General features: G+C 70.7%; 19 protein-coding genes and 1 pseudogene. 10 read left to right on the top strand and 10 right to left on the bottom strand.

All coding sequences use genetic code 11. The features are described from left to right. Positions 1–69 precede the first annotated feature (69 nt). On the bottom strand, positions 70–2,097 hold the full coding sequence (locus ACIQZO_RS01205; protein WP_403618195.1) for a hypothetical protein: 2,028 nt from the start codon (positions 2,095–2,097) through the stop codon (positions 70–72). A 343-nt stretch (positions 2,098–2,440) separates the two neighbouring features. Here ACIQZO_RS01205 and ACIQZO_RS01200 point away from each other — a divergent pair, with 343 nt between their 5' ends. The 7 genes from ACIQZO_RS01200 to ACIQZO_RS01170 all read left to right on the top strand — a co-directional run bounded on the left by ACIQZO_RS01200 (position 2,441) and on the right by ACIQZO_RS01170 (position 12,886). Further along, entirely contained in the window at positions 2,441–3,979 is a 1,539-nt protein-coding gene (locus ACIQZO_RS01200; protein ID WP_403618192.1) for a leucyl aminopeptidase, read from the top strand. Between the two features lie 340 nt (positions 3,980–4,319). Next, on the top strand, positions 4,320–5,708 hold the full coding sequence (gene lpdA, locus ACIQZO_RS01195; RefSeq protein ID WP_030731050.1) for a dihydrolipoyl dehydrogenase: 1,389 nt from the start codon (positions 4,320–4,322) through the stop codon (positions 5,706–5,708). A gap of 54 nt (positions 5,709–5,762) precedes the next feature. Next, positions 5,763–7,532: a 2-oxoglutarate dehydrogenase, E2 component, dihydrolipoamide succinyltransferase gene (gene sucB / locus ACIQZO_RS01190; protein WP_403618189.1), complete on the top strand. Its 1,770-nt coding sequence runs from the start codon at positions 5,763–5,765 to the stop codon at positions 7,530–7,532. 180 nt (positions 7,533–7,712) lie between these two features. Next, positions 7,713–8,531, top strand: coding sequence for a hypothetical protein (locus ACIQZO_RS01185; protein ID WP_403618187.1), 819 nt, complete (start codon positions 7,713–7,715; stop codon positions 8,529–8,531). A gap of 118 nt (positions 8,532–8,649) precedes the next feature. Next, the gene (locus tag ACIQZO_RS01180; protein ID WP_403619168.1) at positions 8,650–9,273 is read left to right on the top strand and encodes a GntR family transcriptional regulator; all 624 of its coding nucleotides are present in this window, start codon (positions 8,650–8,652) and stop codon (positions 9,271–9,273) included. Positions 9,274–9,522: 249 nt separating this feature from the next. Continuing rightward, positions 9,523–12,207, top strand: a complete 2,685-nt coding sequence (aceE, locus tag ACIQZO_RS01175; protein WP_403618184.1) for a pyruvate dehydrogenase (acetyl-transferring), homodimeric type — start codon at positions 9,523–9,525, stop codon at positions 12,205–12,207. Positions 12,208–12,367: 160 nt separating this feature from the next. Then, positions 12,368–12,886 (top strand): DUF4240 domain-containing protein, encoded by a 519-nt coding sequence (locus tag ACIQZO_RS01170; protein WP_403618181.1) that lies wholly within the window; start codon positions 12,368–12,370, stop codon positions 12,884–12,886. On the opposite strand, the gene ACIQZO_RS01165 is transcribed toward ACIQZO_RS01170, so the two are convergent. Continuing rightward, positions 12,887–13,657: an SDR family NAD(P)-dependent oxidoreductase gene (locus ACIQZO_RS01165; protein ID WP_403618178.1), complete on the bottom strand. Its 771-nt coding sequence runs from the start codon at positions 13,655–13,657 to the stop codon at positions 12,887–12,889. Between the two features lie 86 nt (positions 13,658–13,743). On the opposite strand from ACIQZO_RS01165, the gene ACIQZO_RS01160 reads away from it, so the two are divergent. Further along, entirely contained in the window at positions 13,744–14,400 is a 657-nt protein-coding gene (locus ACIQZO_RS01160; protein WP_403618176.1) for a TetR/AcrR family transcriptional regulator, read from the top strand. Between the two features lie 57 nt (positions 14,401–14,457). Here ACIQZO_RS01160 and ACIQZO_RS01155 read toward each other — a convergent pair whose 3' ends face one another. Next, positions 14,458–15,024, bottom strand: a complete 567-nt coding sequence (locus tag ACIQZO_RS01155) for a hypothetical protein (protein ID WP_403618173.1) — start codon at positions 15,022–15,024, stop codon at positions 14,458–14,460. 141 nt (positions 15,025–15,165) lie between these two features. Further along, positions 15,166–16,575, bottom strand: a complete 1,410-nt coding sequence (gene glnA / locus ACIQZO_RS01150; protein WP_403618170.1) for a type I glutamate--ammonia ligase — start codon at positions 16,573–16,575, stop codon at positions 15,166–15,168. Positions 16,576–16,761: 186 nt separating this feature from the next. Between glnA and ACIQZO_RS01145 the strand changes: the two genes are divergently transcribed. Then, on the top strand, positions 16,762–17,229 hold the full coding sequence (locus ACIQZO_RS01145; protein WP_403618167.1) for an RDD family protein: 468 nt from the start codon (positions 16,762–16,764) through the stop codon (positions 17,227–17,229). Positions 17,230–17,363: 134 nt separating this feature from the next. Here the strand turns inward: ACIQZO_RS01145 and ACIQZO_RS01140 are convergent. The 5 genes and pseudogenes from ACIQZO_RS01140 to ACIQZO_RS01120 form a co-directional block, all read right to left on the bottom strand. After that, positions 17,364–18,047, bottom strand: a pseudogene (locus tag ACIQZO_RS01140) (DUF4191 domain-containing protein); the annotation flags it as partial. A 10-nt stretch (positions 18,048–18,057) separates the two neighbouring features. Beyond that, positions 18,058–18,255 carry a hypothetical protein gene (locus ACIQZO_RS01135; RefSeq protein WP_030389055.1) on the bottom strand — a complete coding sequence of 66 codons (198 nt, stop codon included), beginning with the start codon at positions 18,253–18,255 and terminating at the stop codon, positions 18,058–18,060. 275 nt (positions 18,256–18,530) lie between these two features. Next, entirely contained in the window at positions 18,531–19,478 is a 948-nt protein-coding gene (gene lipA, locus ACIQZO_RS01130) for a lipoyl synthase (RefSeq protein WP_403618164.1), read from the bottom strand. A 108-nt stretch (positions 19,479–19,586) separates the two neighbouring features. Then, positions 19,587–20,387, bottom strand: coding sequence for a lipoyl(octanoyl) transferase LipB (gene lipB, locus ACIQZO_RS01125; protein ID WP_403618161.1), 801 nt, complete (start codon positions 20,385–20,387; stop codon positions 19,587–19,589). Positions 20,388–20,496: 109 nt separating this feature from the next. Next, on the bottom strand, positions 20,497–20,778 hold the full coding sequence (locus ACIQZO_RS01120; RefSeq protein ID WP_403618158.1) for a hypothetical protein: 282 nt from the start codon (positions 20,776–20,778) through the stop codon (positions 20,497–20,499). A gap of 173 nt (positions 20,779–20,951) precedes the next feature. Here ACIQZO_RS01120 and ACIQZO_RS01115 point away from each other — a divergent pair, with 173 nt between their 5' ends. Next, positions 20,952–22,391, top strand: coding sequence for a regulator (locus ACIQZO_RS01115; protein ID WP_403618155.1), 1,440 nt, complete (start codon positions 20,952–20,954; stop codon positions 22,389–22,391). A gap of 96 nt (positions 22,392–22,487) precedes the next feature. On the opposite strand, the gene ACIQZO_RS01110 is transcribed toward ACIQZO_RS01115, so the two are convergent. After that, the gene (locus ACIQZO_RS01110; protein ID WP_403618152.1) at positions 22,488–23,759 is read right to left on the bottom strand and encodes an NAD(P)/FAD-dependent oxidoreductase; all 1,272 of its coding nucleotides are present in this window, start codon (positions 23,757–23,759) and stop codon (positions 22,488–22,490) included. Positions 23,760–23,825 lie beyond the last annotated feature (66 nt).

Raw genomic sequence — 23,825 nt, 5'->3', positions numbered from 1 at the left:
AAAGGGGCCGGCGCCCGTGTTTCGCGGAGCGCCGGCGCTAGGTGGTACTCGTGGTGGCTTGCGGGACGGTCAGTTGGGCAGCTTGAGCGTGACGGCGCTCTGGAGCAGCTCAGGACCGGACCAGGCGGAGCGGGTACCGGCGTACGCGGTGCCGAAGTCGGCGGTGCCGAGCAGCATCTGCTTCTTGGTGCCGGTCGGGGCGGTGACCGGGGCGACGACCCCGGAGGGCGCCTTGATGGTGACGTCCTTGCCGATGCGGTAGGCGGTGACCTTGCCGTCCGCGAGCGCCTTGTCCCAGGCGGCGCGGCGCTGGAACTCGACGCCGGTGTCCTTCATGCTCTGGTTGACGATCGGCGCGCTGGGGGCGTAGAGGGTGCGGTAGGTGTCGAGGACCTGGTTGAGCACGGGATAGAGGGTGCGGTCCTCGGCGAGGTTGGACTGGTGGACGTAGTGCGGCCGCGGGTCGTTGGCCAGGACGTGGCGCAGGGCGGTGCGGGCCTCGGCCGGGACGATGCTGTTGAGGTAGCCGGTGTTGACGTCCAGCGGGGCCGGCAGGCAGGTGGAGGTCGCCGGGTTGTCCTCGCAGACGCCGCTTCCGCCGTGGGCGCGGCTGGTGTAGATCCAGTTGTACTCGTCGGCCATCTCGGCGTTGGTGCCCGTGTTGTAGTACACGTTCATCGGGTGCCGGGGGACCGTGAGGGCGGAGCCGACCGCGCGCTGCGCGGGTTCGCGGGAGTTGTCGCTGCCGGCCCACTTGACCCCGTTGTCGGCGAGGGCGCCGGCCAGGTTGGGGTTGTCCACGGCCTGCTGCGGGGCGGTCTTGAGGCCCGAGTGCTCACCGGTGACCAGTTCGGTCTTGTCGGTGGTGATGCCCTTGGTGGCCGCCCAGTTGTTGTTGTCGCGGATCTGGGCGGAGATCTCGGCGCGGCTCATGTACTGGATCGCGCCCTGGGCGTTCTTCGTACAGGTCCACGGGGTGACGGCGGTGTTCTGGACACAGCCGAGGAACGGGTGGGTGTAGGTGTGGTTCATCCACCGGTACTTGGCACGGTCGGCGACGAGCTGGGCGGTCAGCGCGTCGACGCCGCCGTTCTCGGCCTTCCACTCCTCCCCGGCACCGCCGTTGAAGAGCATGTCGAGCTTGAAGCTCTTGGACGTCTGCCACTGCGCCGCGTACACGGCGTCGGCGGCGCTCATCCGGATGGTGCTCTCCTGGCCCTCGCCACCCGCGCAGGCGTAGTCGCCCGGCGTGCAGTTCAGGTCCTTGTTCCAGCGGGCGTCGGGGGCGAAGACGTCGTCGACGTGGACCGCGAAGTAGTTGCGGCTCTGGCCGAGGTGCACCCCCTGGGTCAGCCAGTCGACGATGCCGCGGGCGAGCAGGCGGAATTGCTGCTGGTACTGGTTGTAGCCGAAGGTGACGACCAGTTCGCTGCGGCCGTCGTGCGCGTACTCGCCGACGAGCGAGGCCCGCCCCGAGCCGACGGGCGCGTCGACGTAGCTGGTGTAGCCGGGGCGCGGCTTGCCCATGAAGCCGAAGCTCTCGGGGACCAGGGCCGAGTTGTCCTCGAAGGTGACCTGGCCGCCGAGGTAGGCGAAGGGGCCGGACTTTCCGGCGGTGGTGACGGCGGCCTGGGTGCCGTCGAGCTGGCCGCTGTAGCCGCCGTTGTCGGTGTATTCCAGCCCGACGCCCGGGTGGGCCCAGGTGTAGGCGTCGACCTGGCGGATCCCGTACGTCGTCTCGTAGGCGGCGAGCGCGGCCATCTCGGCCGAGCCCTCGCCGAACGGGTTCTCGTTCGGGAGGACGACACCCTGGTACTTGGCGCGCGGACGGCCGTCCACCGTGTCGCTGAGGAAGCCCGCGTTGATGACCGGGCGGCCACTGCTGCCCAGCTGGACGCGGGTGTAGGGCACCCCCGTGTCGCGGAGTTCCGCGGTGATCGCCTCGACCGAGCTGCCGCCGTCGTCGACGACCAGCACCTTCAGGTCGATGCGCGGTGTCACGGCCGCCGTGGCGGTCGCGGCGGGTACTGCCACGGATACCAGGGCGGCTGCCGCCATCATCGCGGCGACCCTGTTCATCCGATTCTTGTTGACCATTTCGGCCTTTCCCCCCGCAGGCGTCCCTCGACTCGGCCCTTGGCGGACAGCCGGGCCCGGGAGGCTCTGTGGAAATCATGCAAAGGAACCCCGCGTCCCCTTGCGAGAGTGGACCGAGTCTCTCGGACCTCGTCAGGTCTACGAGGCAAACCTGGAGCAGAGTCCACAGATGGGTGAACCCGATGGCCCCGCGATCGAACAACTTGCCAAACCTTCGAGTGACGTACGGACGAGCGCGTACGCGTAGGCTCATTTCTGGCGGCCGTAGGGCCCGAATACGATCGCTACGGATGGCCGTCCACCCACTCGGCCCACACACAAACGGAAGCGAGACTTCACCACCGTGACTGCTCTGACTCTCAGCACTGCCGGCGCGGCGACGCTCCGCGCCGACGCCCTCGTGGTCGGCGTGGCGAAGGGCCCCAAGGGACCGATCGTCGCCGCGGGCGCCGAGGCCGTGGACAAGGCTTACGACGGTAAGCTCGCCGGCGTCCTCGACGCGCTGGGCGCCTCCGGCGCCGAAGGCGAGATCACCAAGCTGCCGGCCCCGGAGGGCCTCAAGGTCCCGGTCGTGCTGGCGGTGGGGCTCGGCTCCGTCCCCGAGAAGGACGAGTCGTTCGACGAGGAGGTGCTGCGCCGCGCCGCCGGCGCCGCCGCCCGCGCGCTGCACGGCACCAAGAAGGCCGCCTTCGCCCTCCCGCTGGAGGACGCCTCGGCCGTCACCGCCGTCGCCGAGGGCGCGCTGCTGGGCGCGTACGCCTTCACCGCCTACCAGGGCGGCGAGAACAAGGTCCGCAAGGAGGCCAAGGCCGTGGCCCCCAAGGCCCCGCTGGCCGAGGTCGCCCTGCTGGGTGCCAAGCCCCGCGACAAGGAGCACAAGGCCGCGGTCGAGCGTGCCGCGGTCGTCGCGACCGAGGTCAACATCGCCCGTGACCTGGTGAACACCCCGCCGAACGACCTGACCCCCGAGGCCTTCGCCGCGGTCGCCTCCGCGGCCGCGAAGGAGAACGGCATCAAGGTCCAGGTGCTGGACGAGAAGGCCCTGATCAAGGGCGGCTACGGCGGCATCATGGGCGTCGGCAAGGGCTCCGAGAACCCGCCGCGCCTGGTCAAGCTCTCCTACACCCACCCCAAGGCGGAGAAGACCCTCGCCTTCGTCGGCAAGGGCATCACCTACGACTCGGGCGGCATCTCCCTGAAGCCGGCCGGCCACAACGAGACGATGAAGTGCGACATGGCCGGCGCCGCCGCCGTCTTCGCCTCCGTCGTCGCGGCCGCGAAGCTGGGCCTGCGGGTCAACGTCACCGGCTGGCTCGCGCTCGCCGAGAACATGCCGTCCGGCTCCGCCACCAAGCCCGGCGACGTGCTGCGCATGTACAGCGGCAAGACCGTCGAGGTCCTCAACACGGACGCCGAGGGCCGCCTGGTCCTGGGCGACGCGCTGACCAAGGCCTCCGAGGACAACCCGGACGCGATCGTCGACGTCGCCACCCTGACCGGCGCCATGGTGCTCGCCCTCGGCGACCGCACCTTCGGGATCATGGCGAACGACGACGCCTTCCGCACCTCGATCCACGAGATCGCCGAGGAGGTCGGCGAGTCCTCCTGGCCGATGCCGCTCCCCGCCGAGCTGCGCAAGACCATGGACTCCCCCACCGCCGACATCGCGAACATGGGTGTCCGCATGGGCGGCGGCCTGGTGGCCGGCCTCTTCCTGCAGGAGTTCGTCGGCGAGGGCATCACGTGGGCGCACCTCGACATCGCCGGCCCCGCCTTCCACGAGGGCGCACCGCACGGCTACACCCCCAAGGGTGGCACCGGCTCCGCCGTGCGCACCCTGGTGCGGCTGGCCGAGCGCACGGCCACGGGCGACCTGGGCTGAGTACCACGCGTGATGTGACGTGATGCACCCCGGGCCTCTTCACGGCCCGGGGTGCATCCGTCTGTGCCCGTCCCCGTCCCGCCCGCGTCCGTCTCACGGCGAAACCTCAAGGAATCGGCAGGTATCTCCGTAGGTACCTACGCAGCGGTAACCCTCGGTCCGGGCGGATCGCCCGATCACATCGTGGGCCCGGCGTCCCGCGTTCCCCCGACAAATGCGAAGATGGGTTCTCGGCAGGACAGGGCCCCCACCACAGGGCCGAAGAAACAAGCGGCCGTATACCAGCCGCCGCCCGGTCACAGAGGACCGGTGCCCGGCGCACATGCATGGAGGACGTGACGTGGCGAACGACGCCAGCACCGTTTTCGACCTAGTGATCCTCGGCGGTGGCAGTGGCGGTTACGCCGCGGCGCTGCGCGCATCCCAGCTGGGTCTGGACGTTGCCCTGATCGAGAAGAACAAGCTCGGCGGCACCTGCCTGCACAACGGCTGCATCCCCACGAAGGCTCTGCTGCACGCGGGCGAGATCGCGGACCAGGCTCGTGAGGCCGCCCAGTTCGGTGTCAAGACCTCCTTCGAGGGGATCGACATCGCGGGTGTCCACAAGTACAAGGACGAGGTCATCTCGGGCCTGTACAAGGGTCTGCAGGGCCTGGTCGCCTCCCGCAAGGTGACCTACATCGAGGGAGAGGGCCGCCTCTCCTCCCCGACTTCCGTCGACGTGAACGGCCGGCGCATCCAGGGCCGCCACATCCTGCTGGCGACCGGCTCCGTGCCGAAGTCGCTGCCGGGCCTGAACATCGACGGCAACCGCATCATCTCCTCGGACCACGCGCTGGTCCTGGACCGCGTCCCCGAGTCGGCGATCGTCCTGGGCGGCGGCGTCATCGGCGTCGAGTTCGCCTCGGCGTGGAAGTCCTTCGGCTCCGACATCACCGTCATCGAGGGCCTCAAGCACCTCGTGCCGGTCGAGGACGAGAACAGCTCGAAGCTGCTGGAGCGCGCGTTCCGCAAGCGCGGCATCAAGTTCAACCTGGGCACCTTCTTCGACAAGGCCGAGTACACGGAGAACGGCGTCCGCGTGACGCTGGTCGACGGCAAGACCTTCGAGGCCGAGGTGCTGCTGGTCGCCGTGGGCCGTGGCCCCGTCTCCCAGGGCCTGGGCTACGAGGAGCAGGGCGTCGCGATGGACCGCGGCTACGTCCTGGTCGACGAGTACATGCAGACCAACGTGCCGACCATCTCGGCCGTCGGTGACCTCGTCCCGACGCTCCAGCTCGCGCACGTCGGCTTCGCCGAGGGCATCCTGGTTGCGGAACGTCTGGCCGGCCTCAAGGCCGTCCCGATCGACTACGACGGTGTCCCGCGCGTCACCTACTGCCACCCCGAGGTCGCTTCCGTCGGCATCACCGAGGCCAAGGCCAAGGAGATCTACGGCGCGGACAAGGTCGTGGCCCTGAAGTACAACCTGGCGGGCAACGGCAAGAGCAAGATCCTCAAGACCGCGGGCGAGATCAAGCTCGTCCAGGTCAAGGACGGTGCCGTGGTCGGCGTCCACATGGTCGGTGACCGGATGGGCGAGCAGGTCGGCGAGGCCCAGCTGATCTACAACTGGGAAGCTCTGCCGGCCGAGGTCGCGCAGCTCATCCACGCGCACCCGACCCAGAACGAAGCGATGGGCGAGGCCCACCTGGCCCTCGCCGGCAAGCCGCTTCACTCCCACGACTAATTCGTCACGGGCGCGACGACCACTTCCGCACTTTCGTTAGGAGCAACTGAAACCATGTCGGTTTCCGTAACCCTTCCGGCGCTCGGTGAGAGCGTCACCGAGGGCACTGTCACCCGCTGGCTGAAGGCCGAGGGCGAGCGCGTCGAGGCCGACGAGCCGCTGCTCGAGGTCTCGACCGACAAGGTCGACACCGAGATCCCCTCCCCCGTGTCGGGCATCCTGGCCTCCATCAAGGTCGCCGAGGACGAGACCGTCGAGGTCGGCGCCGAGCTGGCCGTCATCGACGACGGCTCCGGCGCTCCGGCCGCCGCTGCGGCTCCGGCCGCCGAGGCCCCCGCCGCCCCGGCTCCCGCCGCCGAGGCCCCCGCCGCCCCGGCTCCCGCCGCCGAGGCCCCCGCCGCCCCGGCCGGTGCCGCCTCCGGCACGGATGTCGTGCTCCCCGCGCTGGGCGAGTCCGTCACCGAGGGCACCGTCACCCGCTGGCTGAAGCAGGTCGGCGAGTCCGTCGAGGCCGACGAGCCGCTGCTCGAGGTCTCCACGGACAAGGTCGACACCGAGATCCCCGCGCCGGTCTCCGGCACCCTGCTGGAGATCGTCGTCGGCGAGGACGAGACCGCCGAGGTCGGCGCCCGCCTGGCCGTCATCGGCGTGGCCGGTGCCGCTCCGGCCGCCCCGGCCCCGGCTGCCGCCCCGGCCCCCGCGGCCGCTCCGGCTCCGGTCGCCGCTCCGGCTCCGGCTCCCGTTGCCGCTCCGGCTCCGGTTGCCCCGGCTGCGGCTCCCGCCGCTCCGGTCGCCGCCCCGGCTCCGGTCCAGGCCGCCGCCCCGGTGGCCGCTCCGGCTCCGGTCACCCCCGCCGCCCCCGCCCCGGCCGCCGCTCCGGCGTCCGCCGGTGACGAGGCCGCGTACGTGACCCCGCTGGTGCGCAAGCTCGCCTCGGAGTCCGGCGTCAACCTGTCCACGGTCTCTGGCACCGGTGTCGGTGGCCGTATCCGCAAGCAGGACGTCCTGGCCGCCGCCGAGGCCGCCAAGGCCGCTGCCGCCGCCCCGACTGCCGGGGGCTCCGCCGCTCCGGCCGCGAAGGCTCCGGCTGCCGCGGTGTCCGAGCTGCGCGGTCAGACGGTCAAGATGACCCGCATGCGCAAGGTCATCGGCGACAACATGATGAAGGCCCTGCACTCGCAGGCTCAGCTCAGCTCCGTGGTCGAGGTGGACATCACCAAGATCATGAAGCTGCGCGAGAAGGCCAAGGGCGCGTTCCTGGCCCGTGAGGGCGTCAAGCTCTCGCCGATGCCGTTCTTCGTCAAGGCCGCTGCCCAGGCGCTGAAGGCCCACGCGGTCGTCAACGCCCGGATCAACGAGGACGAGGGCACCATCACCTACTTCGACTCGGAGAACATCGGCATCGCCGTGGACTCCGAGAAGGGCCTGATGACCCCGGTCATCAAGGGTGCCGGTGACCTCAACCTGGCGGGCATCTCCAAGGCGACCGCGGACCTGGCCGCCAAGGTCCGCGGCAACAAGATCACGCCGGACGAGCTGTCGGGCGCGACCTTCACCATCAGCAACACCGGCTCGCGCGGTGCGCTGTTCGACACGGTCATCGTGCCGCCGAACCAGGTCGCCATCCTGGGCATCGGTGCCACGGTGAAGCGCCCGGTGGTCATCGAGACCGCCGAGGGCACGAACATCGGCATCCGCGACATGACGTACCTGACCCTGTCCTACGACCACCGCCTGGTGGACGGCGCGGACGCGGCCCGGTACCTCTCTGCCGTCAAGGCGATCCTCGAGGCCGGCGAGTTCGAGGTCGAGCTCGGCCTGTAAGGCTCGCCCTGTAAGGCTCGCCGCGCAGCAGCAGCTGTCGCACCACGGCGCCCCCGCCCGGATCTCTCCGGGCGGGGGCGCCGTCGTCGTCCTGGCCTGAACACATGGCACGCACCGGTCGGGGATCTGCGCGAAAGCACGGAGGCGTACAGGGACGCCGTCGACCTCTATCAAGACCTCGTGCAGGACATGCCCGACACCTATCGCCCCCTGGGGCGTACGGCCACGGGGACCGGTCCGCCAGTCTGGCTGACGCTCGATCAAGCCAGACTGGACCTCGTTGTCGACTGGATCGGCTGCCCCACCTGGGCCGACGCCCGCGCCTTCTGGGACCGGCACGCCGCCCTCCTCCGATCGCCGGACGTCAGCTGGGTTCTGGAGGAACTCTCCGCCGTCTCCTCTGTCGCCGGCCAACGTCTCCAGGTCGTCCACGAGGCGGTCGCCACCGACCCGGACAGCGCGTTCGAGCCGCATCTGCGGGCCGAGCACATCGCGGCCTGGACGAAGATCGGCCCCTTGGACGAGTCCCGGATCTACCTCACGGCTCACCAGGACTTCCTGCTGAGCGACCCAGTCGTGGCCGACTTCGATTCCAGCGCCGTGGGGTGGAAGCACTTCGCGCTGGCCACTCTGGCTCGCGCAGACGGGATCACGAGGGCTTACACGTACGTCCAGGACCGGTCCGCGCTCCGGACCCGGCTCGCGCAGCTGCTGGAGGCTCCCGAGGCGCCTGCCGTTCCGGACCTTCTCCTCGCCGTCGGCCTCCTCGAAATGGCCGTCCACAACTCGTTCTTCACCGGCCAGGTCCATGTGCAACTCGCCACCGTCCTGGCGGGCAAGCCCTTGGGCGAGCTCGACTGGCGCGAGTCCACACCGGCCGAGCGCGACCACGCCCTCGATGACATCTGGGCCGTCATGAAACGACACGACGGGGACCACGCCGACTTGACCACCCTCATCGCGAGCATCCGGACCGCGGCCTCTGCACAGCCGCTGTAACCATCCTCACCCGAGGTCACCCGCCGGGAACGCATCGCACCTGGCGGCGCCGCCGTATTGTCTACCCATCAGCCCCGGACCACCCCTGTACCCGCACCCAGGAGATGAACCGCAGATGATCACCCCACCCGTCGTGCACTCGCTGCGCGAGCAGATCCGCGAGCACATCGTGGAGGGGATCGTCAGCGGGCGCTGGAAGCCCGGCGAGCGCATCGTCGAGCGGCGGATCGCCGTCGAGCTGGAGGTCAGCCAGACCCCCGTCCGGGAGGCCCTGCGGGAGCTGGAGACGCTGCGGCTGATCGAGTCGGCGCCGAACAAGGGCGTGCGCGTGCGCAACCTCTCCGCGGCCGACCTGGAGGAGATCTACCCCGTCCGGGCGGGCCTCGAGCAGATCGCGGCCGAGCTGGCCGCCCCGCGGCTGGCCACGGACTGCTCGGCGCTGGAGCCGCATGTGGCGGCGCTGTGGGAGGCCGACCGGACCGAGGACGGCACCGCGCAGGTGCGGCACACCGTCGGGTTCCACCGGGAGATGGTCCGGGCGGCGGGGAACAGTGTGCTGCTGCACACCTGGGAGAGTCTGGGCATCGAGGTCTTCACGGCCCTGTCGATCCGCTGGCTGGGGACCGTCCAGAAGTCGTACGCGGAGGAGCACGAGGCTCTCGTCGAGGCGTTCCGCAGGCAGGATCCGGACATCGGTGTGCTCGTGAAGCGCCATGTTCTGGGCTGCGCCCCGCGCGCCTGACCGGATCCCGACCCAGCCGACCTCACCGACCCCGACGTATTGTCCTGTTTTGCCCGGCACCGCGTGCCTTTTTCCCTGGCACGCGGTGCCGACTTTCGTCAGATGGACGTTTCTTCGTCACTTTCATTTGATCGATCATCGATCAGCGATTTACAGTCGTCGCGGACCTCAACCAGGTCCACCGACCCTGTCCTGCCCGTCAGGGATTTTTTCACCACCTCTCCTTTGTCCGGAAGGCGGCGCACAGCAATGTCCGACCCCGTAGGAAAGCTTCCGAGCGAGCTCGACCAGCTCCCGGATCGCGACACCGAGGAGACCGCCGAATGGGCGGCCTCCCTCGACGCCGTCGCACAGGCCGCCGGTACGCGCCGCGCCGAATACCTGCTCCGCCGCACGCTCCAGCACGCCGAGGCCGCCGGCCTCGCCCTGCCCAAGCTGCTGGAGACGGACTACGTCAACACCATCCCGACCGCCGCGGAGCCCGAGTTCCCCGGTGACGAGGAGATGGAAGCCAGGATCACCGCGTGGAACCGCTGGAACGCGGCCGCCATGGTGACCCGCGGCTCCAAGTACGGCGTCGGCGGCCACATCGCCACCTTCGCCTCCGCCGCATGGCTCTACGAGACCGGCTTCCAGCACTTCTTCCGCGGGAAGGAGGCCGACGGATCGGGCGACCAGCTCTACATCCAGGGCCACGCCTCCCCCGGCATCTACGCCCGCGCCTTCCTCGACGGCCGGATCTCCGAGCAGCAGCTCGACAACTTCCGCCAGGAGGCCGGCGGCAACGGCCTGCCGTCCTACCCGCACCCGCGGCGCCTGCCGTGGCTGTGGGAGTTCCCGACGGTGTCCATGGGCCTCGGCCCGCTCTCCGCGATCTACCAGGCGCGTTTCAACCGCTACCTGCAGAACCGGAGCATCAAGGACACCGCCAACTCGCACGTCTGGGCCTTCCTGGGCGACGGCGAGATGGACGAGCCCGAGTCGACCGCCGCCCTGGCCCTCGCCTCCCGCGAGCAGCTCGACAACCTGACCTTCGTCATCAACTGCAACCTGCAGCGCCTCGACGGTCCGGTCCGCGCCAACTTCCGCGTGGTCCAGGAGCTGGAGGCCCAGTTCCGCGGCGCCGGCTGGAACGTCATCAAGTCGCTGTGGGGCTCCGCCTGGGACGAGCTGTTCCAGCTCGACACCACGGGCGCCCTCGTACGCCGCCTGCGCGAGGTACCGGACGCGCAGTTCCAGACGTACGCGACCCGCGACGTGGCCTACATCCGCCAGCACTTCTTCGGCGCCGACGCCGACCTCGTGCAGCTGGCCGGTGTGCTCTCCGACGCGAAGATCGCCGAGTGCTTCCACAGCTCCCGCGGCGGCCACGAGCCCCGCAAGGTCTACGCCGCGTACAAGGCCGCCCTGGAGCACAAGGGTGCGCCGACGGTCATCCTCGCGCAGACCGTCAAGGGCTACACGCTGGGCGCCGGGTTCGAGTCGAAGAACGCGAACCACCAGATGAAGAAGCTGACGATCGACGAGTTCAAGGACATGCGTGACCTCCTTGGCCTCCCGATCCCGGACAGCGCCTTCGCCGACGGTGTCGTCCCCTACGGCCACCCGGGCGCCAACAGCCCCGAGGTCCAGTACCTGAACGAGCGCCGCGCGGCCCTCGGCGGCCCGGCACCGGCCCGCAAGGTCGAGCACGTGGCCCTGCCGGCTCCGGCCGACCGCTCCTTCGCCCCGCTGCTCAAGGGTTCCGGCAAGCAGGAGATGGCCACCACCATGGCCTTCGTCCGGCTCGTCAAGGACCTGATGCGGGACAAGGAGACCGGCAAGCGCTGGGTGCCGATCGTCCCCGACGAGGCCCGTACCTTCGGTATGGAGTCCCTCTTCCCGTCGGCCGGCATCTACTCGCCGCTGGGCCAGACCTATGACCCGGTCGACCGCGACCAGCTCATGTACTACAAGGAAGCCAAGGACGGCCAGATCCTCAACGAGGGGATCACCGAGGCCGGCGCCATGGCCGACTTCATCGCCGCCTGCACGTCGTACGCGACGCACGGCGAGCCGATGATCCCGTTCTACATCTTCTACTCGATGTTCGGCTGGCAGCGCACCGCCGACCAGATGTGGCAGCTCGCCGACCAGCTCGGCAAGGGCTTCATCGTCGGCGCCACCGCCGGTCGCACCACGCTGACCGGTGAGGGCCTCCAGCACGCGGACGGCCACTCGCACCTGATCGCGTCCACGAACCCGGCGTCGCTCAACTACGACCCGGCCTTCGCGTTCGAGATCGCGGTGATCGTCAAGGACGGTCTGCGCCGGATGTACGGCGAGACGCCCGAGGACGTCTTCTACTACCTGACGGTCTACAACGAGCCGAAGGTGCAGCCGGCCATGCCGGAGGGCGTGGAAGAGGGCATCCTGCGCGGCCTCTACCGCTTCAACACGGCGGCGGACCTGGCGGAGGCGGCCCCGGCCGCCGACGCCCCCAAGGTCCAGCTGATGGCCTCGGGCACCGCGATCCACTGGATCCTCGAGGCGCAGAAGCTGCTGGCCGCCGAGTGGAACGTGGCCGCCGACGTCTGGTCCGCCACCTCCTGGGGAGAGCTGCGGCGCGAGGCGCTGGAGTGCGACGAGGCGCTGCTGCGCGGCGAGGTCCGCACCCCGTACGTCACCCGCGCGCTGGAGGGCGTCACCAGCCCCGTGCTCGCCGTCTCCGACTGGATGCGCCAGGTCCCGGACCAGATCAGCCAGTGGGTCGAGCAGGACTACACCTCGCTCGGTACGGACGGCTTCGGTCTGTCCGACACCCGCGAGGGCGCCCGCCGCCACTTCGGTGTCGACGCCCAGTCGATCGTGGTGGCCGCGCTGGCCCAGCTCGCCCGCCGCGGCGAGGTCCCGGCGTCCGCCGTCAAGGAGGCCCGGGAGCGCTACGGCCTCTGAGCCCCCCGAGTCCGACCGCGAGGCGGCCCACCCCTACGGGGCGGGCCGCCTCGCGGCGTTCCGTGCCTTCGGGACGACTCGGCCAGGGGGCGTCGGACACCGGCCTTTGGCCGTATGCGCGGTGGCGGCGCGGGGGTGAACCCGTGATGCTGGAGCGGTGATGGACGAGACGGAGTTCTGGGAGATCGTGGACCGTTCCCGCGAGGCCGCCGACGGCGACCCCGAGGAACACGCCGAGCTGCTCGTGGAGCGGCTCGCACAGCTCGACCCGGACTCCGTCCTGGACTTCGCCCGGCACTTCGAGTCCCGGTACAACCGGGCGTACACCTGGGACCTGTGGGGGGCCGCCTGGGTGCTGCTCGACGGGGCGAGCGACGATGCCTTCGACTACTTCCGCTGCTGGCTCATCGGCCAGGGGCGGGAGGTGTTCGAGGGCGGGGTGCACGATCCCGACCAGCTGGCGGAACTCCTGGGCGAGTTCGACGAGGAGATCGACGGGGACGGCGAGGAGTTGGGGTACGCGGCCGACGAGGCGTACGAGCAGCTGACCGGGGCGGTGGCACCCGACCTGGGCGTCCCGCTGCAGGCGGCGGAGCCGGAGGGCGCCCCGCTGGACTTCGAGAACGAAGCCGTGCTCGCGGAGCGCTTCCCCCGGCTGTGGGACCGGTTCCGCGCCTGATCAGTAGTGCGTGCCGCCGTCGATGCGGATCTCCGTGCCGGTGATGAACGCTCCGTCCTCGGAGCCCAGCATGGCGACGACGCCGGCGACGGTCTGCGGGCCGGCGAAGCCCTGGCCGAGGGCCGGGGCGAGCTTGGTGAAGAGGGACCAGTCGGTGTCCGGCGGCAGGCCGGGGCCGTTGCCGGTGGTCATCCCGCTCTCGATGGAGCCGGGCGCGACGCTGACGAAGCGCAGCCCCTGCTTGCTGTACTCGGCGGCCAGCGCGTGGGTCATGGACTGGATGCCGCCCTTGCTGGCCGCGTAGGCGGCCATGTAGGGGTGGGCGAAGGACGCCGAGGTGGAGCTGAAGTTCACGACGGCCGGCCGGTCGCCCGCCAGCAGCGCCGGGAGGGACTCGCGGATCATCAGGAAGGTGCCGGTCAGGTTGACCCCGATGACCTGGTTCCACAGGTCGAGCGTGGTCTGCCCGGTGTGCGCGGAGCGCAGGATCCCGGCGGCGTTGACCAGTACGTCGATCCCTCCGAGGGCGCCGACCGCGGCGGCCACACCCTCCTTGACGGCGTTCTCGTCGGATATGTCGAGGAGCGCGGTGGTGAGCCGGTCTCCGTGGCCGTCGGCGGCGGCCCGGTCCGCGGTGGCCTTCAGGCCGGCCTCCCCGACGTCCACGGTGTGGACCCGGCCGCCCTCGGCGAGGATGCGGTGGACGGTGGCACGGCCGATGCCGGAACCACCGCCGGTGATGAGGACGCGACGTCCTTCGTATCGGTTCATGGCGCGAGCGTACCGAAGGCGTGACACGTTTTGCCATGACGACAAAAGATGTAATTGTCGGGGTGGACGGAAGGTACGCTTCAACCGTGAGATCCCCTCGCCCTTACTCCCCCCAGGCCGGCCCCGGAGCCCCGTCGCTGACCGAGCGCCGCAAGGCCGCCACTCAGCTCGACATCGCCCGTGCGGCCTGCGAACTCTTCGCCGAACACGGCCCCGACGGCACCACTGCCGAGGACATCGCCCACCGGGCGGGGGTGGCCCTGCGCACCTTCTACCGCTACTTCCGCAACAAGCAGGAGGCGGTGGCCCCGCTGCTGGCGGGCGGCGGTGACGCCTGGCGCGCGCTGCTCGCCGAGGAGGACCCCGGCACGCCGCTGGGCGAGGCGCTGGAACGCGCGGTCACCCGGTCGCTGAGCGGACAGCAGGCGGTCGAGGAGGGCCTGGAGGTGACCCGCGGTCTGCTGCGCGCGGCGGCGGACGACCAGGCCCTGCGCGCGGTCTGGTACCGCGTGAACCAGGATTCCGAGGAGAACCTGGTCCCGGTGATCGTCCGTCTGGTGGGCCCGGAGGCCGACCCCCTGGAGGTGCGCCTGCTCGCGGCGGCGGCCACGGACGCGATCCGCGTCTCACTGGAGCTGTGGTCGACGACGGACGCCCCGGTCTCGGGCCCCGGCTCCCCCGCGGAGCTCGCGGTGCGCTGCCTGCGGGACCTCACAGGGGCGATGCCCCTGCTCCTCGCCTGAGGTCGGAGCAGAGGCATCGTCGATCCGGGCCCGCGGGCCTACGTTTCCGGGTGGGGTTCAGCGACCACCCCAGCCACCGCCGCCGCCCCCACCGCCATTGCCGCCACCCCAGTTACGGCCACCGCCGTCGCCGCCGTTGCCACCGCCACCGCCCCAGTTACCGCCGCCGTCGCCGCCACCGCCGCCCCAGTTACCGCCGCCGTCGCCGCCGTTGCCACCACGGCCGTTGCCCCAGTCACCGTTGCCGCCGCGACCGTTGCCCCAGTTGTCGTGGTTGCCCCAGTCACCGTTGCCACCGCGGCCGGAGTCGTTCCAGTTCGACCAGTTCGAGTCGCGCCAACCGGCATCGCGCCAGTTGTTGTTGTCGCGCCAGTTGTCGTTGTATCCGCCGACGCCGCCCTGGTCCCAGCACCAGCTGGGCCGGTTGCGCCAGTCATGGTTGCAGCAGGCGTCCCACCGGGCGTCGGAGCGGTTCGAGGGGTACCGCCAGCAGTCGTAGCCGCCGTTCCCGCCGCCGCCACCACTGCCCGCGACGACCGAGGCCGAGGCGCTTGCGACGGGCAGCAGACCTATCGCGATTCCCGCGGCGCCCGCCATGGCTGCCGCAACGATCTTACGGCGCATTCTCATGCACCTCCGCACATGTCTCGCTTATGAGGCTTTTAGGTCATTTCCACCCTCACTCGCCCATGCGGCCCTGTCAAAGCGGAAAGGCCCCCCGCCGCTCTCCGTAGAGCGCGGCGGGGGGCCTCCCATCAGGCATTTCTAGAGGTCGAAGTACAGCTCGAACTCGTGCGGGTGCGGGCGCAGCGCGATCGGGGCGATCTCGTGCGTGCGCTTGTAGTCGATCCAGGTCTCGATCAGGTCGGGGGTGAAGACACCGCCGGCCAGGAGGTACTCGTGGTCCGCCTCCAGGGCCTTGAGGACGTCCTCGAGGCTGGTCGGGACCTGCGGGACGCTCGCGTGCTCGTCGGGCGAGAGCTCGTAGAGGTCCTTGTCGATCGGCTCCATCGGCTCGATCTTGTTCTTGACACCGTCGAGGCCCGCGAGCAGCAGCGCCGCGAAGGCGAGGTACGGGTTGGACGACGGGTCCGGGGCGCGGAACTCGACGCGCTTGGCCTTCGGGTTCGAGCCCGTGATCGGGATGCGCATGGCGGCGGAGCGGTTGCGCTGCGAGTACACCATGTTGACCGGCGCCTCGAAGCCCGGCACCAGGCGGTGGTAGGAGTTCACCGTCGGGTTGGTGAACGCCAGCAGCGACGGGGCGTGCTTGAGGATGCCGCCGATGTAGTAGCGCGCGGTGTCCGACAGGCCCGCGTAGCCGGCCTCGTCGTAGAACAGCGGGTCGCCGTTCGCCCACAGCGACTGGTGCACGTGCATGCCCGAGCCGTTGTCGCCGAAGATCGGCTTCGGCATGAAGGTCGCGGTCTTGCCGTTGCGCCAGGCGACGTTCTTCACGATGTACTTGAAGAGCATCAGGTCGTCGGCCGCGGCGAGCAGCGTGTTGAACTTGTAGTTGATCTCGGCCTGGCCGCCGGTGCCGACCTCGTGGTGCTGACGCTCGACCTGGAGGCCCTGGGCGTCCAGCTCGAGGGAGATCTCGGCGCGCAGGTCGGCGAAGTGGTCGACCGGGGCTACGGGGAAGTAACCACCCTTGTAGCGGACCTTGTAACCACGGTTGTTCTCCTCGGAGCCGGTGTTCCAGGCGCCGGCCTCGGAGTCGATGTGGTAGAAGCTCTCGTTCGCGGTGGTCGCGAAGCGCACGCTGTCGAACACGTAGAACTCGGCCTCGGGGCCGAAGTACGCGGTGTCGGCGATGCCGGTGGAGGCGAGGTACGCCTCGGCCTTCTTCGCGATGTTGCGCGGGTCACGGCTGTAGGCCTCGCCCGTGATCGGGTCGTGGATGAAGAAGTTGATGTTGAGCGTCTTGTCCTTGCGGAACGGGTCCAGACGCGCGGTGCTGATGTCGGCACGCAGCGCCATGTCGGACTCGTGGATCGCCTGGAAGCCGCGGATCGAGGAGCCGTCGAAGGCGAGCTCCTCGTTCGGGTCGAACGCGCGCCCCGGGATGGTGAAGTGCTGCATCACACCAGGCAGGTCGCAGAAGCGGACGTCGACGAACTTGACGTCGTTCTCCTCGATGTACTGCTTCACTTCGTCGGCGTTCTGGAACATCCAACTCCTCCTACTCCCGGCCCCGGGGCAGGGACGGGTTTTTTTAGCTCGTGGTGCGTCAGTGCGGTGTCGCACGCTGACCCGACCATAAGCAGACGGGATTTCCCAAGCATGACCCATTTGTTTCGCACAAGTTAACCAGGGACCCGTCGGAGGGCCGTGCGACGCCACGGGTACCGTGTCCGGGTGGACAACAGACAGGCAATCGGATCCTGGCTCTCCGGCCCTCGCGCGGCCGCCGAGGACATGGGCGTCGACTTCGGCTATCCGGGTCAGCGGCTCGGCCTGCCGCAGCAGGGGCCCGGCTCCGTGGCGCGGTTCGGGCGCCGGCTCGGCGCCGTCGCCATCGACTGGATCGGCTGCCAGCTGATTGCCTACGGGCTGATCACCGGCGGCAACCTGGCCGCGGCAGGCAACTGGACCCTCGGGCTCTTCGTGGCCCTCACCGTCCTTACGGTCGGCACCGTGGGCTTCACCCCCGGCAAGCGGATTCTGGGCCTCCGGGTGGTCTCGGAGTCCGGCGGCCGCCTCGGCATCCTGTGGGTGGTCCTGCGCACGGTGCTGCTGGCCCTGGTCATCCCGGCGCTGATCTGGGACCGGGACGGACGCGGCCTGCACGACCGGCTGGCCCGCGCGATCCAGGTCCGCATCTAGGCCTTCCGGTTCCCCGTCCCGTCCGATTCCCCGGGGAACGCGTACGACACAGGGGTGGCCCCCCCGCCCCCCGGCGCGGGGGGGCCCCCCCGGGGGGGTACGAAAAAAAGGGGGCGGGGGGCGCCCAACGTTGCGCCCCGCCGCCACCTCAAGCCCCGCGGCCAGGGGGCCGGCGGGCCCGGCATGTTGCTCATGAGGTCACCCATGGCGCGCAGCTTGTCGTTGACCTGGGTGATCTGCGGGCCCGCCAGCACGCGCGGCAGCTTGAGCAGCGTGGTGCGCACCTTCTTGAGCGGCACCTCACCCTCGCCCGTACCCACGATGAAGTCGTGCACCGGCACGTCCGGCATGATCCGGGCCAGCTTCTTCTTCTCGTTCGCGAGCAACGGCTTCACGCGGTTCGGGTTGCCCTCGGCGATCAGCACAACGCCGGCCTTGCCGACGGCCCGGTGGACGATGTCCTGCTGTCGGGTCATCGCGACGGCCGGGGTGGTCGTCCAGCCCCGTCCCACATTGTCCAGTACGGCCGCGGCCGCGCCCGGCTGTCCCTCCATCTGCCCGAAGGCAGCCCGCTCGGCCCGTCGTCCGAAGACGATCGCCATCGCGAGGAACGCCACCAGGAAGCCCAGGATGCCCAGGTAGACCGGGTGGTCGATCAGGAAGCCGATCGCAAGAAAGACACCGAAGGTGACGATTCCCACGCCCGCGACGATCAGACCGACCTTCGGGTCGGCCTTGCGCGTCATCTTGTACGTCAGGGCGATCTGCTTCAGTCGCCCGGGGTTCGCAGCAGTCTCTGCGTTTGACTTCCTAGCCATAGAGCGAAGTTTACGTGGCCTGCGGGGTTCGGGTAGCCGCGGCCTCAAGTACGTGTTCGGTTTCGACCCGGTCCTTGGCCCGCTTACGGTCCTCCAGGACCGCCGTCCAGGCGTTGCGGCGGGCCCCGCTCATCAGCAGGGACTCAATGCCCCGGAAGGCGTCGGAGAAGGTCGGGATGGCAATGGCGCGTACGGGCGCGGCCTGCATGATGTCGATCCCTTTCACGATGCTCACGTCGGCGTGAGGCGAGCGGTGTGTGCGGTGCGTGGACCAAGCGTCACTGACTGGTGTTACCAGGGCATGACCGGTCGGTCAAATGTGATGGACGCGTTGCAAACACTGACGCGGCCCGCCGGACTCTCCCTCGAGGAAGAGCCTAGGGGCCGCGTCGGCGCGGTGTTACTCGCTAGTAACGCTTTGTGTGCGACTTCACACGTTCGAGTGCCCGCCCTCGTACCTCGGGCGGACCCCTCAACCTGCGCTCAGACTCGGCTGCGCTTCTCCATCGCCTGCTGGTAGAGGCGACCCGCCCGGTACGAGGACCGGACCAGCGGGCCGGACATGACGCCGGAGTAGCCGATCTCCTCGGCCTCCTTCGCCAGCTCCACGAACTCGGCCGGCTTCACCCAGCGCTCGACGGGGTGGTGCCGCGGCGAGGGCCGCAGGTACTGGGTGATGGTGATGAGCTCGCAGCCGGCCTCGTGCAGGTCCTTCAGGGCCTGCGAGACCTCTTCGCGCTCCTCGCCCATGCCGAGGATCAGGTTCGACTTCGTCACCAGGCCGTAGGCGCGGGCCTTGGTGATCACCTCGAGCGAGCGCTCGTAGCGGAAGCCGGGGCGGATCCGCTTGAAGATCCGCGGCACCGTCTCGACGTTGTGCGCGAAAACCTCGGGGCGGGAGGCGAAGACCTCCTCCAGCAGCTCCGGGACCGCGTTGAAGTCGGGGGCCAGCAGCTCGACCTTGGTGTGGCCGGACTCGCGGCCCGCCGTCTGCTCGTGGATCTGTCGCACGGTCTCCGCGTACAGCCAGGCGCCACCGTCGGCCAGGTCGTCGCGGGCGACGCCCGTGATGGTGGCGTAGTTCAGGTCCATCGTGACCACGGACTCGCCGACGCGCCGCGGCTCGTCACGGTCCAGCGCCTCGGGCTTGCCCGTATCGATCTGGCAGAAGTCACAGCGCCGGGTGCACTGGTCACCACCGATGAGGAAGGTGGCCTCGCGGTCCTCCCAGCATTCGTAGATATTCGGACAACCGGCTTCCTGGCATACCGTGTGCAGTCCTTCGCCCTTCACCAGGGCCTGCATCTTGGTGTACTCGGGACCCATCTTTGCCCGGGTCTTGATCCACTCGGGCTTGCGCTCGATGGGGGTCTGGGCGTTACGGACCTCGAGGCGCAGCATCTTGCGTCCGTCGGGTGCGACTGCGGACACGACCGGCTCCCTGTGACTTCGATTGTTCGGCGCCCACCAGGGTACGCCCGTAATTTCATACGCTCTTACGTCGGCCAACCTGTGGACGGCCGACCGCATTCCCGCGGGCTAGGAACCCACGGCCGGCTCGATTTCGCGGGGCCGCAGCTCCGCGTGCTCCAGTACGTCCTTCAGGTGACGCTCGGCCACCGGCAGCACCTCGGCGATGGTGATCTCGCGGCCCAGCTCGTAGGAGAGCGAGGTCACACCGGCGTCCCGGATCCCGCAGGGGATGATCCGGTCGAACCAGGTGCTGTCCGGGTTCACGTTGATCGCGAAGCCGTGCATCGTGACGCCCTTGGCGACCCGGATGCCGATGGCGGCGAGCTTGCGGTCCTCGCGGCGCTGGCCGGCGTTGGACGGGGCGTACTCGGGGCCGTTCAGCCGCGCGTCGAACTCCTCGTCGTGCAGCCGGGGGTCGAACTCCAGCGACAGCCCGCCGATCTTCGGGCGCTCCGGGGCGGGGTCGCCCAGGACCCAGACCCCGGAGCGGCCCTCGATGCGGGTGGTCTCCACGCCGAACTCGGCAGCGGTGCGGATCAGGGCCTCTTCGAGGCGGCGGACGTGCGCGACCACGTCCACCGGGCGGGGCAGCTTCATGATCGGGTAGCCGACGAGCTGGCCCGGTCCGTGCCAGGTGATCTTGCCGCCGCGGTCCACGTCGACGACGGGGGTGCCGTCGAGCGGGCGCTCGCTGGGGTCGGTGCGCCGGCCCGCCGTGTAGACCGGCAGGTGCTCCAGCAGCAGGCAGGTGTCCTCGATCTCGTCCGCGAAGCGGGCCGCGTGCACCGTGCGCTGCTCTTCCCAGGCCCGGGTGTACTCGACGGATTCCGGCCCGAAGCCCAGATGGACAAACCCAAGCTCAGCCACCGCAGCGCCTCCTCATTGAACCTGCTGTGTGCACGTACCTCACTGAGCAAGAGTACGGCGACCCGCCCCGGCCCCTTCAGGCCCCCTTCACACCCGCTGCACGCCCCCCTCAGGGCCGCGGCGCGGGTTCCGCCGGGGGCCACGGCAGCTGCTTGGGGCGGCGCCGCCCCTTGGGCCGGTCGGGGTCCTCGTCCGCGCGCGGCAGCCGCCGGTGGCCCTCCGAGTGGTCGTTGACCCAGCCGCACACCCCGCACGCGTACCGGCCGTCGAGACCCGCGATGTAGGTGCCGCAGCGCCGGCACTCCGCCTCGGTCAGTTCGGGCGGGGACAGCGGGGCAGTGGATTCGGTTCGCTCCTCGGGGAGGTGCGCCCCGTGGGGCCGAGGGGTCATGGGCCGCAGCGTACGCGGGGGGAAGGGGCCGGTCCGTAAAGGACCCTACGCATTCTGCACACGATCGGATGAATGTGGGGCAGAGAGGGCGGCATCAGCGAAGTTCGCCGCTACATTCACGCCGTTCACAGGGCCGGGACCCCGGTCCGTCACGTCAGGAAACCGTGGAGCCGATGACGGAACGACCTGCCCAGCGCGTCCCCAACCGGCAGCTCGCGGCGCTGATCGCGGAAGCCGGGTTCTCCAACGCCGGGCTCGCCCGGCGCGTCGACCAGCTCGGCCTGGAGCACGGTCTCGATCTGCGGTACGACAAAACCTCGGTGACCCGGTGGCTGCGCGGGCAGCAGCCCCGCGGCACCACCCCCGCGCTGATCGCCGAGGTCTTCACCCGCCGCCTCGGACGCCGGCTCTCCGCCCAGGACCTGGGCCTGGACGCCTGCGCGCCCGTGTACGCGGGCCTGGAGTTCGCGGCCACCCCCGAGGAGGCCGTCGACATCGCGAGCGGGCTGTGGCGCAAGGACTCCGGCTCGCACGCCGAGCTGCGGAAGATCGCCTTCACCCCGGCCGGGCTGGTCGTGCCCAGCCGGGACTGGCTCATCGGGCGGGCCGACGAGCGGGTGGGCCGGGGCGCGGAGCCTGCGGCGGCCCGCGTCCCGCTGCAGGGGCGGGCCTCGGTGCCGAGGCAGCGGCAGATCGACCGCGGCCCGGGGCAGCGCGTGACCGGCGGGGACATCGCCGCGCTCAGATCGGTGAGCGAGCTGTTCCGCACCCTGGACCAGGCCTACGGCGGCGGGCACGCCCGCCAGGCCCTGGTGCGCTACCTGGAGCACGAGGCCGAGCCGATGCTCCGCGGGACCTACGGGGAGACCACCGGGCGGCGGCTCTTCTCGGCCGCCGCCGATCTGACCCGGCTCGCGGGCTGGACCTCCTACGACATCGCCGCGCACGGGCTCGCCCAGCGGTACTTCGTGCAGGCGCTGCGGCTCGCGCAGGCGGCCGCGGACCGCCCCTACGGCTCGTACGTGCTCGTCACCATGAGCCGGCAGGCGGTCTACCTCGGCCACGGCCGGGAGGCCGTGCAGCTGGCCCGGGTGGCGCAGCAGGGCGTGGGCTCCGGCCCGCCGCCGGTGGTCCAGGCGCTGCTCCACTCGGCGGAGGCGCGCGGCCACGCGGTCCTCGGCGAGGTCCGGGCGTCGACGGCCTCCCTGGTACGGGCGGAGCGGGCACTGGGCGCGGCCCGGCCGGGGGACGACGTACCGCACTGGGCCCGGTTCTACGACGAGGCGCAGCTCGCGGACGAGTTCGGGCACTGCCACCGGGACCTCCAGCAGTACCGGGCCTCGGCGCAGCACGCGGAGCGGTCCCTGCAGCTGCGGGGCCCGGGGTACGCGCGGTCCCGGCTGTTCTGCCGGGTGGTGCTGGCGACGGCCCGGCTGGGGCTGGGCGAGCTGGACCAGGCGTGCGCGCTGGGCGCGGAGGCGGCGCAGCAGGCGATGGAGATGCGGTCGGTGCGCGCGGTGGAGTACGTACGGGACTTCGAGCGGCGGCTGGAGCCGTACCGGGACGCCTCGGCCGTGCGGACCTACCGGGACCGGGTGGCCGCCCTCTCGTGACCCTGCGGGTCCGCTGCCGGGCTCCCGTCCCCGGGCCCCGCACCTCGCACGCCGGCGAGGCCGGACCGCGGCCCCACCGGCGTCGTCGAGTGGTTCTCAGGCCGCCACCGGAAGCGCGGGCTCCGGCGCGACCGGGAGCGGGATGCCGAAGTCGCGCAGAACGGCGCCGGTGGCGCGGCGGGCCGAGTGCAGGGCTCCTTGGACGGTGTTCGTGTCGCGGTGGTCACCGCACACGTACAGCCCGGCCAGCACCCGCACCGGGCGCTGCACGTCGTACGGCGGGGGCATCGCGGGGACCGCCTCCGGGGTGTGGTGGACGGCGAGCAGCTCCCAGTCGCGGGTGGGGGTGTCGTAGAGCCGGGCCAGCCGGGAGGCGACCGCGCGGGCGGGCGGCGGCGGGCCGAACACGGTGGTGGTGACCAGGCTCCGGCCGGCCGGGGCCCGGGTCGGGTCGACCGCGCTCATCACGGCCGTGTGGGCGACGGGCCACTTGGGGTCCCCGTCCAGGAGCAGCGAGCCGTCCCGGGACAGGGGTGTGGCGGTGGCGTGGTGCAGGACGGTGACCTCGTGGAAGGCGGGCACGCGCAGTCCGGGCAGGAGCTCGGCGGCGGCGCGGGCCCCGGTGGCCAGGAGGACGGAACGGCACCGGAAGTCGCCGTGCTCCTCGGTGGTGACCAGGTTGGTCGCCACCGACCGGACCCGGACCCCGGTCCGTACGGTGCCGGGCGGCAGGGCGGCGGCGAGCAGGTCCGGCAGGGCCGCCGCGCCGCCCTCGGGCACGGCGAGCCGGCCGCGGGCGAAGGTGCGCAGGGCGAGGTCGGCGACCCGGCTGGAGGTGGTGAGCTCCGGATCGCGCAGCAGGGTGGCCAGCAGGGGGCGGAGCGCCCCGCTCAGGGTGCGCGGCGGCAGCCCGCGCGAGCGCAGGGCGGCGTGCGCGGTGCGTTCGGGCCGGGCGAGCAGCTTCTCCTCGGGCAGGGTGGCGAGCCGGCCCAGGGCGGCGCCGATGCGGGCCTGCTCGAAGGAACCGCTGGCCAGGGCCCGGGCCGGGGTGAGGACCCCGACCCGCAGCTGTTTCCCGTCGGCGTGGACGAGGACCCCCGGTGTGAAGGGGCGCAGGGTCAGGGCCCGCAGGCCGGGGGTGCGTTCGAGCTCCGTGTACGAGGTGTTGAGCAACTGGCCGATCCGGTCCAGCCGGAACCCGTCGGCCGACTCGGTGGCCATCCGCCCGCCGGGGTCGTCCGCGGCCTCCAGGACGGTGACCGTGACTCCCGCTGCGATCAGGTGCTGCGCTGCCGCGAGTCCTGAGACTCCGGCTCCTACGATGATGACGTCCGCATGGTGTGCGGCATGGTGTGCGCTGCTGAGCACGGGCCCCTCCCCGAGGTCGGCGCGGCTGTGTGGGGATCCTCCTTCCCCCAACCGGCTAAAGGGGAA

This window comes from Streptomyces sp. NPDC097617 (assembly GCF_044761485.1).
Taxonomy (GTDB): domain Bacteria; phylum Actinomycetota; class Actinomycetes; order Streptomycetales; family Streptomycetaceae; genus Streptomyces.
The sequence above is the reverse complement of the archived record's forward strand: the minus strand, read 5'-3'. Positions and strand labels throughout refer to the sequence as shown.